Origin of the sequence: Streptomyces sp. NPDC050704, from assembly GCF_040654355.1 — a bacterium.
Taxonomy (GTDB): Bacteria; Actinomycetota; Actinomycetes; order Streptomycetales; family Streptomycetaceae; genus Streptomyces.
Genome location: NZ_JBFAHW010000027.1, coordinates 12,317 through 24,545 on the forward strand (window position 1 = coordinate 12,317; position 12,229 = coordinate 24,545).

General features: G+C 69.5%; 7 protein-coding genes. 6 read left to right on the plus strand and 1 reads right to left on the minus strand.

The annotated features are described in order from the left end of the window. Nucleotides 1-33 precede the first annotated feature (33 nt). Nucleotides 34-1,182, plus strand: coding sequence for an XdhC/CoxI family protein (locus AB0I18_RS18100; RefSeq protein ID WP_363106482.1), 1,149 nt, complete (start codon nucleotides 34-36; stop codon nucleotides 1,180-1,182). A gap of 27 nt (nucleotides 1,183-1,209) precedes the next feature. Here AB0I18_RS18100 and AB0I18_RS18105 read toward each other — a convergent pair whose 3' ends face one another. Then, entirely contained in the window at nucleotides 1,210-2,250 is a 1,041-nt protein-coding gene (locus tag AB0I18_RS18105) for a LacI family DNA-binding transcriptional regulator (protein WP_363106483.1), read from the minus strand. Between the two features lie 324 nt (nucleotides 2,251-2,574). On the opposite strand from AB0I18_RS18105, the gene AB0I18_RS18110 reads away from it, so the two are divergent. The 5 genes from AB0I18_RS18110 (at nucleotide 2,575) to AB0I18_RS18130 (ending at nucleotide 12,184) form a co-directional block, all read left to right on the plus strand. Next, entirely contained in the window at nucleotides 2,575-3,522 is a 948-nt protein-coding gene (locus AB0I18_RS18110) for a sugar ABC transporter permease (RefSeq protein WP_363106484.1), read from the plus strand. After that, on the plus strand, nucleotides 3,519-4,340 hold the full coding sequence (locus tag AB0I18_RS18115; RefSeq protein WP_363106485.1) for a carbohydrate ABC transporter permease: 822 nt from the start codon (nucleotides 3,519-3,521) through the stop codon (nucleotides 4,338-4,340). The genes AB0I18_RS18110 and AB0I18_RS18115 overlap by 4 nt, the downstream gene beginning before the upstream one ends. 62 nt (nucleotides 4,341-4,402) lie before the next feature. Continuing rightward, nucleotides 4,403-5,671, plus strand: a complete 1,269-nt coding sequence (locus AB0I18_RS18120) for an extracellular solute-binding protein (protein WP_363106486.1) — start codon at nucleotides 4,403-4,405, stop codon at nucleotides 5,669-5,671. Between the two features lie 148 nt (nucleotides 5,672-5,819). Next, nucleotides 5,820-8,996: a family 78 glycoside hydrolase catalytic domain gene (locus AB0I18_RS18125; RefSeq protein WP_363106487.1), complete on the plus strand. Its 3,177-nt coding sequence runs from the start codon at nucleotides 5,820-5,822 to the stop codon at nucleotides 8,994-8,996. 125 nt (nucleotides 8,997-9,121) lie between these two features. Continuing rightward, complete coding sequence (locus AB0I18_RS18130) at nucleotides 9,122-12,184, plus strand: family 78 glycoside hydrolase catalytic domain (protein ID WP_363106520.1); 3,063 nt, start codon at nucleotides 9,122-9,124, stop codon at nucleotides 12,182-12,184. The last annotated feature ends 45 nt before the right edge of the window (nucleotides 12,185-12,229 follow it).

Genomic DNA, 12,229 nt, shown 5'->3' on the forward strand with positions numbered 1-12,229 from the left:
CACGCCCCCACGGCGAACCACGGAGACAGCCCCATGCTGAACATCGCGGACACACTGCACCGCTGGTGCCGCGAGGCACGCCCCTTCGCCCTGGCCACCGTGGTCGACGTCAGCGGCAGCGCACCGTTGCCGGTCGGTACGTCGGTCGCGGTGGACGCCGACGGCAACGCGGCCGGCAGCGTCTCCGGTGGCTGCGTCGAGGGCGCCGTCTACGAGCTGTGCCGGCAGGTGCTGCACGACCAAGGCCCGCCGCAGCGCGCCTGGTTCGGCTACTCCGACGACGATGCCTTCGCCGTCGGCCTGACCTGCGGCGGCGAAGTCGACGTACTCGTCCAGCGCGTCGATCCCGCCACCGACCCCCATCTCGGCCTCGCCCTGGACGACATCGTCCACGACAGGCCGACCGCCGTGGCGCAGGTGGTCGAGGGGCCCCACGGCATGGTGGGCCGCATGCTCTGCGTCCTCGCCGACGGCACCGCCTCCTACGGAACCCTGGACGGAGGACCGACCGACCGGGTGGTGACCGCACAGGCGGGCGCCCTGCTCCGCTCGGGACGTACCGCCCGCGCCGAGCTGGGCGGGGACGCCGACACCTGCCCGGACCGGCTGACCGTCCTCGTCCACGTGGCCGCGTCCCGTCCCCGCATGCTGATCTTCGGCGCCGTCGACTTCGCCGCCGCGCTCAGCCGGGCCGGCCGCTTCCTGGGCTACCACGTCACCGTCTGCGACGCCCGCCCCGTCTTCGCCACCGCGGCCCGCTTCCCGCACGCGGACGAGGTGGTGGCCGACTGGCCCCACCGCTACCTGGAACAGACCCACGTCGACACCCGTACCGCCGTGTGCGTCCTCACCCACGACGCCAAGTTCGACATCCCCCTGCTGCGCCTGGCACTCGACCTGCCCGTCGGCTACGTCGGCGCGATGGGCTCACGCCGCACCCACGACGAGCGCTTGCGCCGCTTGTACGACGCCGGCGTCACGGAGGAACAACTGGCCCGGCTGCGCTCTCCGATCGGCCTCGATCTCGGCGCACGCACTCCGGAGGAGACGGCAGTCTCCATCACCGCAGAGATCATCGCCTGCGCCAGCCACACCAGTGGCCTGCCCCTGTCCCGGCGCACGGGCCCCATCCACCGGTCGGCCGAGGACCTGGTCACGTCGGGCGGCAGCGCCGGCCGCTGAAGGCATCGTCGGCGGACGACGCGGGTCTCAACGGTCCGAGGGCTGTGACGTGGTCCGGCGCGGCACCAGTGCGGGGGAGAGGATGACCTGAGAGGTCGGCCGGCGGCGATCGGCGATGCGTTCCAGCAGAAGACGTACGGCATTTCTGCCCATCTCGTGGCCCGACTGGTCGACGCTGGTGAGGGAGATCGGGCCGAACGCGGCGAACGTGGTGTTGTCGTACCCGGCCACCGAGATGTCGCCGGGAATGGCCAGGCCGACTTCGGTGACCGCCTCGAGCACGCCCATGGCGACGATGTCCGCTCCGGCGAAGACGGCCGTGGGGCGGCGGGGGCGAGTCAGTAGTTCCTTCGCGCCCTGGTAGCCGCCTTGCTGGGTGTAGCTGGTGGAGACGACGTCGATGCACTCCGCCAGACCATGGGCCCGCATGGCTTTCCGGTATCCGTCGGCGCGCCGGGCGTTGGGCATCTCGGCGAGCCGCGTCGGGTCGGTCTCGTGGTGCTCGATGTGGGCGATCCGGTGGTGTCCGAGACCGGCGAGGTGACTGACGATCAGGGCCGCGCCCTCCATGTCGTCGTCGGCCACCGTGTCGTACACCGGGGACGACCCGTGCCGGCCGACGACGACCGTCGGCACCGAAGCGGCGACCCGCTCCAGGTGAGCGCGCGACGACACGGGCGCGACCAGGATGATGCCGTCCATGCCGCGGTCGGTCATCGCCTCGGTGACGCGGGTCTCCTCCTTCTCTCCGTTGCAGCCCGGTCCCAGCAGCACCTGGTACTCGGTGTCCGCCAGCGAGTCCGTGATGCCGTCGAGGACCTCGGGGAAGAACGGGTTGCGGATGTCGGGCAGCATCACGCCGATGGTGTACGTCTGCCCGCGGAGGCCCCTGGCGCCCGCGTGCGGCCGGAAGCCCAGCTCGTCTATCGACCGGCGCACCTTCGCACGCATCTCGGGGCTGGCTCCGTACGCGTTGCGCAGCACCTTGGACACGGCGGTGGTGGAGACCTGGGCGTGCCGCGCGACATCGACGATGGTGACGCGGCGGCGCGCTGCTGGCGGCTCCATCCGGTTCCCTTCTTCTTGGGCAACGTTGCCGACGAGTGTACGGACAGACCCGGTAACCCAGTGGGCGATTCGGAAGAGCCACGTGGTGTCACCGCCGTAACAATCGTGCAGCGTGCGCGGCATCTTGACGTCACGCGAGACCCTCTCTAAGGTCTGGCCACACCCTTTGGGAAACGTTACCCACGAGCGCTGCGGGCCTGCTGGCCCACCATGTACCGACCACCCCGATTCGAAGAGTCCGCCAAGCGTTCCTCCATGCGCCACGCTGACCGGAGTCCCGGCTCGGCACCTTGTTTGAAACGTTTCAAGAAAGGAGGTGAGTCGGTGACCCTGGCCCCGCACGAGCAACTTCCGGACCATGACCGGCCGCCGGATGCGGAACCGGTTCCACCGGTCCGGCGGGCGCGTACCACCCCGCCCTGGTGGTTCGCGCTGCCCGCACTGCTGCTGTTCGCCTTCGTCGTCCTGGTGCCGAGCGTTCGCGGTGTCTACTACGCCTTCACCGACTGGGACGGTCTGGATCCCGACTTCTCCTTCGTGGGCCTCGACAACTTCTCGGACATGCTCAGTGATCCCGATGCGAAGCAGGCCATCGGGCACACGCTGCTGATCGCCGTGTCGATCACGGTCCTCCAGAACGGTCTCGGCCTGTTGCTGGCCCTCGGCGTCAACACCGCCATCAAGTCCCGGAACGTGCTCAGGGTCCTGCTGTTCGCGCCGGCCGTGATCACCCCGATCGTCACCGCCTACCTCTGGCGCAACCTGCTGGGCCCCGACGGCGGGGTCAACAGCCTGCTGGGCGCGGTCGGCCTCGACGGCTCGCGGCAGGACTGGCTGGGTGATCCGCAGCTCGCGCTGTGGGCGGTGGTCGGAGTGATCGTCTGGCAGTACGCGGGCTACTCGATGGTCATCTTCCTGGCCGGGCTCCAGTCGGTACCCAAGGAGATCCACGAGGCGGCGGCCATCGACGGGGCAGGTCCCGTGCGGCGCTTCTGGTCGGTCACCCGGCCGCTGCTGGCCCCGGCCTTCACGATCAACCTGATGCTGTCGATCATCGGCGGGATCAAACTCTTCGACCAGGTCTACGCGTTGACGGGCGGGGGACCGGGACACGCGACCGACACCATCTCGACGCTGATCTACAAGGACGCCTTCACGCTCGGCGAGTTCGGCTACAGCATCGCGCTCGCGGTGGTCCTCACGATCATCGCGGCGGTCGCCTCCACGGGGCAGTACCTGGTGCTGTCCCGCAACGAGAGGGCCGCGTCATGATCCGATACCGCCGACGCACCCTCGCGCTGGAACTGGGGATGATCGCCACCGCCCTGGTGGTGGGCTTCCCGGTGTACGTCCTGGTCAACCTGGCCGTGCGGCCGGCCTCGGACACGTCCTCGCCGATCAGTCCGACCACCTCGCCCACCCTGGACAACTTCACCCAGGCCTGGCAACAGGGCGCCCTCGGCGGGGCGTTGGCCAACAGCGTGCTGGTGACGGCCGTCAGCGTCGTCATCGTGCTGGCCGTCTCGTCACTCGCGGCGTATCCGCTGGCCCGCATCACGGCCCGCTGGTCCCGGGGTACGTACCTGACCTTCCTCCTGGGCCTCGTACTGCCCTTCCAGCTCGCCTCGCTGCCGCTCTATCAGACCATGCGTGACATGGGCCTGCTCGGTACTCCGTGGGCACTGATCCTCTTCTACTCCGGGCTCCAGGTGCCGTTCACCGTCTTCCTCTACGTCGGCTTCCTGCGCGCCCTGCCCCGTGACTTCGAGGACGCGGCGCTGATCGACGGCTGCACGCCCCTGCAGGGCTTCCGGTACGTGGTCCTGCCGATGCTCAAGCCGATCACCGTGACGGCCCTGGTGCTCAACGCCGTCGCCGTCTGGAACGACTTCTTCACCCCGCTGCTGTACCTGAGCGGCAGCGCCCAGCAGACCATGCCGGTCGCGATCGCCGGCTTCGTCGGTCAGTACGTCACCGACTGGAACCTCATCTTCGCCGCACTGGTGATCAGCATCCTGCCCGTCCTGCTCGTCTACTTCGTGCTGCAGCGCAGCATCATCAACGGTTTCGCGGGAGGGCTGAAGGGATGACACGCGACGCCCGCCCGTCCCTCATGCTCCGTGGCCCTTCCCCGAGGGAGACATCAGACATCATGAAGACACGCACACTTCCGGCCCTGGCCGCCGCGGTGACATCCATAGCCGTGCTCGCCGCCTGCAGCGGCGGCACCAAGGCAGACTCCGGCGGAGGCGGCGGCTCCAAGACGCTGACCCTCGCCTCGGTCGACCAGGGTTCGGTCGAGGACGTCGTCAAGGCGTTCGAGAAGGCCAACCCGGGCGTCAAGGTCCGCTACACCACCAGCGGCGCCGACCAGTACCAGCAGCAGATCCGGACCCAGCTGTCCTCGGGCACCGCACCCGACGTGATGTCGGTCTGGCCCGGCAACGGCAACCCCGGCGCCACCCACGTCCTGGCCGAGCCCGGCTATCTGCGGGACCTTTCGGACCAGCCGTGGGCCGCCAAGATGCCGGACGCCATCAAGAGCGTCGCCCAGTACGAGGGGAAGACCTACAACGCGGTCTTCGGGCAGAACGGCATCGGAGCCGTCTACAACCAGCAGGCCATGGCGAAGGCCGGACTGACTGCGCCGGACACCTGGACGAAGCTACTGGACTTCTGCCGGGCCGCGAAAGCCAAGGGAACCCCCGCCTTCGCGCTGGGCAACCAGGACAACTGGGTGACCCAGCTCGTCCAGTACGCGCTGGTCGCCACGACCGTCTACGGCGAGGACCGCGACTTCGACGAGAAGATGCAGGCCGGCCAGGCCACCTTCGCCGAGTCGCCGTGGACCACCGCCCTGGACAAGTACCTGACGATGGAGAAGACCGGCTGCTTCCAGAAGAACCCGCTGGGCACCAACTACGAAGCCAGCCAAGGCCTCGCCGCCACCGGCAAGACGCTCGGCATCGTCCAGGGCAACTGGGTGATCGCCCTCCTCAAGCAGAAGAACCCGAAGGGCACGTTCACGTTCAAGGCGCTGCCGGCCACTGACGACCCGTCAGCCACGATCGTCCCGGCCGCGGCGGGCGCCGGCTACGGCGTCAACGCCAAGGCGAAGAACGAGGACCTCGCCCTGAAGTTCGTGAACTTCGTGATGTCACCCGAGGGCATGAACCTGTTCGTCAAGAAGCAGGGCGGTCTGCCCTCCCTGCCCGACACGGGCTTTGCGGTCGACCCGTCGCTGGCCGAACTGTCCACGTTCATCAGGGCGGACCGGACCGTGCCGTTCATGGACCAGCTCTGGCCCAACGCCAAGGTCCAGCAGACCATGCTCAGCGGCCTTCAGGAGATCTTCAGCGACCAGTCCACGCCCAGGAAGCTCCTCGACGAGATGGACGCCGACTACACAGCCGGGAGCTGAACCCGACGGCAAAGCCGGGAGCTGACCATCGCGCCGTCGGCCGCTGTTCCGGCACGACACCCCCAGTAGCCCACATCGCACGATCGGAGGTTTTGACATGCCCGATGTCCCGGGCCGAGCGTTGAGTCGTAGACAGGTGGTCGGCACCATGGCCGTCTCCGCGGCCGGGGTGGCGGCCCCGGGGTTCCCCTTGCAGGCGGCTTACGCCGGGGAAGAGGGCGACGGGCGGGGAGCGAGGGTCACCGGTCTCGCCGTCGACGGCCGTGCGGACAGTCCGCTCGGCGTCGATGATCCCGCCCCGCGGCTGAGCTGGCGGGTGGTGGGGGCCGGTGCGGGTTGGACGCAGTCCGCCTACCGGATTCGCGCGGCGCGAACGGCAGCCGATCTCGACCGGGGCCGACTGCTGTGGGACAGCGGCAAGGTCCGCTCCTCGGCCCAGAACGACGTGGCCTGGCATGGCCCCGTACTGGGCTCGCGCGACCAGGTGGTGTGGCAGGTGCGGGCCTGGAGCACCGACGGCGACGGAATACCGTGGAGCCGGCCCGCCTCCTGGGAGATGGGACTCCTCAAGCGCTCCGACTGGGGCGAGGCCCGCTGGATCGAGTACCCGGGCCGCACCGTCGACCAGCCACTGCCCGTGTTCGCCCGGGCCTTCCGGGTGGACGGGCGCGTGGGAAAGGTCGTCCGGGCGCGGCTGTACCTGTCCGGCGTCGGACTGCACGCGGCCCGGCTCAACGACAGGCCGGTCACGGACGAGGTGCTCGCGCCGGGCAATTCCAACTACCAGCTCTCCACCGAATACCGGGTCCACGACGTCACGCACCTCATCCGCGCCGGTGACAACACCGTGGGCGTCGAACTGGGCCACGGCACGGCGTTGGTGACCCGGTCCGTCACGAATCCCACGACCGGCCGGACCGCCCCGTACAGCTGGTGGCAGAGCCAGTTCAAGGGCAGCGGCAACCTTGTCGCGCCCGCCGCCCGGGGTGCCACCGCCATCAAGGTGAACAGCGTGGCCAACTACCACGTCGGCGGCACCGTCAACATCGACACCGGCGACGGCGGCGAGCGCCTGGAGTCACGCACCATCACCGCGATCGGCACCGCCGGCGCCGACGGCACCGACATCACCTTCGGGCCCGGCCTCGCCTCCCATCACGCGAGCGGAGCCGCCGTCACCGGCTCCGGCAACTCCCTCGCGAGCACCGACCCGAGCGCGGGCGCCGCCGTCCCCCCACGCCTGATCGCCCGCCTGGAACTGACGAAAGCCGACGGCACGACCGAGACCGTCGTCAGCGACCGCTCGTGGAAGACGGCTCTCGGCCCGACCACCACCGCCAACTGGTACTCCGGCTCCGACCACGACGCCCGGCGCGAACAGCCCGCCTGGACCGCGCCCGGCGCGGATCTCGGTGCGTCGGCGAGGCGGCGCGACGGCACGGCCGTGGGCTGGATCGCCGCCGGAATCGCCCCGCCGCCCAATCTGACCACCGACCTGGTCTGGCGGGTGGCCGAGCCGCTCAGAGTCGTCGACAGGCTCCGCCCGGTAAGCGTCAAACAGCCCCAACCGGGCGTGTGGGTCTTCGACTTCGGGCAGAACTTCGCCGGCTGGCCGCTGCTCGAACTCCACGGCCCGCTCCCGGCCGGCGCCACGGTCAAGCTGTACCCCGCCGAATCGCTGAACGCCGACGGCACCGTCAACCAGGCGTCGATCATGGGCGGCGGCGCGGCCCGCGGCACCAACGTGTTCGCCGCCTACACGACATACGGCGACAAGCGACGCGAGCGGTGGCATCCGCGGTTCCACTACTTCGGCATGCAGTGGCTGCAGGTGACCGGCCTGCCCGAGGGCTACATATCTACCCGGGACACGGTGACCGGCCTGCAGATCCACGCGGACGTGCCGGCCGCAGGCGTGGTGCGCACCTCCGACGACCGGATCAACCGCATTCACCGCATGGCCCGTTACTCGATCATGAGCAACACCATGTCCACCTTCACGGACTGTCCCGGCCGCGAGAAACTCGCCTACCCCGCCGACTACGTACAGCCTTTCGGCTCCATCCACCGCACCTTCGGGTACGAGGCCTACTTGCGCACCATGCAGCGCCACCTGGCGGAGGGCCGGTCCAGGGCCGGCGACAACATCGGCAACGTGGCGCTCAAGGCCCCGGTGTACGACTGGGGGTACACCGGCCGGTTCGGCGACGAGATCAACTGGGGCAACGGCATCATCCTGGTGCCCTGGCTGCTCTACGAGACGTACGGCGACACACAGACGATGCGCCGCTACTACGTCCGGATGCAGGCGTTCCTGAACTACATCAGGACCAGGAAGGCCGGCACCGGCGCGGACGCCCACATCGTGGACGCGGCGCTGGCCGACTGGATCGATAGTGAGAACACCTCGGGCCGTATCACCGGGACCTGGGGCTACCACCAGATCGCCGATCGCATGGCCCGGATGGCAGCACTCATCGGGCGCGATGCCGACGCCTCCGAGTACCGCAACCTCGCGGCCAACATCAAGGAAGCCTTCAACGACGCCTTCTACAACGCGGCGCTCGGCCGGTACACCGCCGAGGGTGATGCGGGCGGCACCGGGGCGACACAGGCGGCCCAGGCGCTCGCGCTGGACGAGGGCCTGGTACCGGAGGGCGAACGCGGCACGGTCCTCGAAGCGCTGGTGGAACTCGTCCATGCCCACCAGCCGTTCGGGGGCGGGCCCCATCTCAGCGGCGGCACCATCGGTCTCGCCCCCATCGTCAGAGCCCTGCACGACGGCGGCCGCGACGACGTCCTGTGGGACGTTCTCCAAGAGGACACCCGCCCGGGCTACGGCTACTTCCTGGCCCCCACCACCGCCAATCCCGACGGCCTGACGACCGTTCCCGAAGAGTGGGGCCTGGGCAACTCCAAGAACCACATGATCCTTCTGCAGATCGAGGAGTGGTTTCACAGCGGCCTGGTGGGCATCCGCCGGGCGCCCGGCACGGCGGGCTACCGCGAGTTGGTGATCGACCCTCGCCCGGTCGGCGATCTCACCCATGCCGCGGGCAGCTACCGCACACCGTACGGAGTGGTGTCCGCGCGGTGGACCCGCAAGAACGGCCGGTTCCGCCTCGACGTGGAACTCCCGCCGAACACCACGGCGGAGGTCCGGGTGCCCACGGGCGGCCGCACCCCCCAAGTCGCGGGAGACGGTGCGGTGTTCAAGGGCCTGCGGGGCGACCGTGCCGCCTACCACGTCGGCTCGGGGAGGCACACCTTCACCAGCCGCGCTGTCCCGACCGAATCCCGGGAAACCGAAAGGACCGAGGCGTGAGCCATGACGCACACAGCGCAGATGACACCGACGACGGTATCCGTGATGTCCGCGAGGGGAATCCGCCGCGCGAACAGAACACAGCGGTGCGTCGTCGAACCGTGCTGGCGGCGACGGTCGGCGCCGTGCCGGTAGGGGCCGGAGTCCTGGGAGGCGGCACGAGTGCGGCGGCGGAGGCGCCCCGCCGTGCAGAGGACGGCGCGGTATGGGGACTGACCGTGGAACACCGCACGGATCCCCTGGGCGTGGACGCCGCCCGGCCGCGCTTCGGCTGGCGCATGCGGTCGGCAACCCGCGGCCGGAGCCAAGGGGCGTACCAGATCCTCGTGGCGAGCTCTCCCGACAAGCTGACCGCCGCCCGCGCGGACGTCTGGAACAGCGGGCGCGTCCGGTCCGCCGACTCCGTGGCCGTCCGCTACGCGGGCAGACCGCTGCGCGCCTCGGTCCGCTGTCACTGGACCGTCACCGTCTGGGACACCGAAGGCCGCCCGGTCGGAACCGCCGCCCCCGCTTCCTTCGAGACCGGCCTCATGAGCACCGACGGCGTGGCCGGCTGGGACGGGGCGCAGTGGATCGGGATGAAGGGGAAGACCCCCAACTCGGCCGGGGCGCCGATGCTGCGGAAGGAAGCGGCCCGGAAGAACCGGTCCCGGGTCCGCGAGGCACGGCTGTACGTCTCGGCCCTCGGCGTGTACGAGGCGTACGTCAACGGACGCCGGGTGACCGTTCCGCAGGACGGCGGAACCACGATCGAACTGCTGCCCCCGGGCTGGACCAACTACGACGCATGCGTCAACTACCTGACCTACGACGTCACGGACCTCGTGACGCGGGAGCGGGACCTCACCCTCGCGGTCGTCCTGGGCAACGGCTGGTACAACGGCCGTGTATCCGACGGCAGTACGTACTACTCGAAGGACGGCAATCCCCTGGCCCTGAAGGCCAGACTGCTGGTCCGGTACGCCGACGGGACGTCGCAGTCGGTCGTCACCGGGCCGGACGGCGGCTGGAAGGCCACGGACACCGGCCCCTACCGGGCCGACGACATCTACGACGGCCAGACCTACGACGCCCGGAGGGAACTGCCGGGCTGGACGGCGCACGGATTCGACGACTCCGCCTGGTCGGACGTGGAACGAGTCGCCTTCGAGGACAAGTACCCGGACGTGCGGCTCCTCGCCTACCCGGGCGAGACCGCCCGCCTGATGTCCGAGTGGGACCGCCGACCGCGGTCGATCACCGTCGCCACCGGAGTGACCGGCCAGGACGGCAGCCCCAACGGCAAGGGACACATCGTCGTGGACCCGGCCCGCACAGTGACCGATCCCGCGAAGGCGGCCGCCGCCCCGGTCACGATCGGCAGTGGCGAGACCGCCGTCTTCGACCTCGGCCAGAACATGGTCGGCGTGGCCCGCTACAGCCTGCGCGGACCGGCCGGAGCCCGGGTCGAGTTCCGGTTCGGCGAGATGCTCAACGACGACAGTGCCGGCGCGGACGGCCCCGAGGGCTCCGTCTACCGGGCCAACCTCCGCAGCGCCAAGGCCACCAGCACGTACATCCTCAAGGGTGACCGGCACGGCGAGACACATCAGGACTCCCTGACCTTCTACGGCTTCCGGTACGTGTCGGTCACCGCGACGGACACCGTCACGATCACCGGACTCACCGGCAAGGTCGCCACGTCCGCGATCCGCGAGACCGGCACCGTCACCACCGACGATCCCGACATCAACCAGCTGGCCGACAACATCCGTTGGGGCCAGCGCGGCAACTACCTCTGGGTGCCCACCGACTGCCCGCAGCGCGACGAGCGCCTGGGCTGGACCGGGGACACCCAGGTCTTCGCCACGACCGGGCTGTACAACGTGGACGCCGGTGTCTTCCTCAGCCACTTCCAGGACACCGTCGTCGACTCCCAGGCCATCTACGGCGCGGACAAGGCGCAGTTCACCGGGGTCGCTCCCGGCGGACGGTACAACTTCCCAGGAGGCGGCAGCGGTTGGGCCGACGCCGGAGTCATCGTGCCGTGGACCGTGTGGCAGATGACCGGTGACACGACCATCGTCAAGGACAACTGGCCGGCGATGAGCCGCTATCTGGACTGGATCGGTGCGCAGACCGGCGACACCCACGCCGGACAGGGTTCCCTCACCGGCGACTGGCTGGCGCCGCAGAAGACCAGCGCCCAGCTCATGAGCGACGTCTACTACGGCTATGTCGCCCGACTGATGGGGCAGTTGGCCCGCGCGATCGGCCGGACGGCGGAGGGGAAGGCGTACGACCAGCTGTTCGGACGCATCAGGCAGGCGTTCATCACGAAGTACCTGAGCACCGAGGGCGGCACGGTCACGGTCAAGTCCAGCCTGGGCGAGGCCTCCCCGATCGAACCGGGCGCCGACCCCGACCAGAAGACGGAGGACAACAGCCAGTCGGCACTGCTGTGGGTCCTCAAGCTCGGCTTCTACGAGACGCAGGCCCAACGGCGCACGCTGGTGGGCCTGTTGGCGGACAACATCGGCAACGACGAGGCCTACAAGGCCGCGCACCCCGACAGCAGCCGGGTCAGGTACGCCGAGAACACACTGTCCGTCGGCTTCCTCGGCGTCAACGTCCTCGCCCCGGTCCTCACGGAGGAGGGCCGCGCGGACCTGGCGTACGAACTGCTCCACCAGGACGCGCTGCCGTCCTGGCTGTACTCGGTGAAGAACGGTGCCACCACCGTCTGGGAACGCTGGAACTCCTACTCCGAGGACGACGGCTTCGGCCCGGTCAGCATGAACTCCTTCAACCACTACGCGTACGGCGCGATCATGGAGTGGATGTACGCGTACATGGCCGGCATCGCCCGCGACCCGGACCACCCCGGCTTCAAGCGCTTCCTGCTCCACCCCCACATCGATCCCACCGGCCGGATCACGCGCGTGTCCGGCTCGTACCAGTCGCCGTACGGCGAGATCAGCAGCGAGTGGGCGGTCGACGGCGCGGGACGGACCCTGGTGTACGACGCGGTGGTGCCCGCGAACAGCGAGGCGACCCTGCGTCTTCCGACCGCCGCTGCCGGTGGGGTTCGTGAGGGGCGCACCCCGTTGGCGCGAGTGGAAGGGGTACGTTTCCTCGGCCACGCGGACGGGGTGTCCTCGTATCGGATCCCATCCGGGCGGTACCACCTGACCGCCGACCTCCGCTGAGGGAAGGCACCGCACGTCGGTGATCAGCGGGACCGTCGGCCTGCC

Coding starts and splice junctions, on each gene's coding strand:
- AB0I18_RS18105 (WP_363106483.1), bottom strand. CDS start 2,250: ATGGAGCCGCCAGCAGCGCGCCGCCGCGTCACCATCGTCGATGTCGCG.
- AB0I18_RS18120 (WP_363106486.1), top strand. CDS start 4,403: ATGAAGACACGCACACTTCCGGCCCTGGCCGCCGCGGTGACATCCATA.
- AB0I18_RS18115 (WP_363106485.1), top strand. CDS start 3,519: ATGATCCGATACCGCCGACGCACCCTCGCGCTGGAACTGGGGATGATC.
- AB0I18_RS18100 (WP_363106482.1), top strand. CDS start 34: ATGCTGAACATCGCGGACACACTGCACCGCTGGTGCCGCGAGGCACGC.
- AB0I18_RS18125 (WP_363106487.1), top strand. CDS start 5,820: ATGGCCGTCTCCGCGGCCGGGGTGGCGGCCCCGGGGTTCCCCTTGCAG.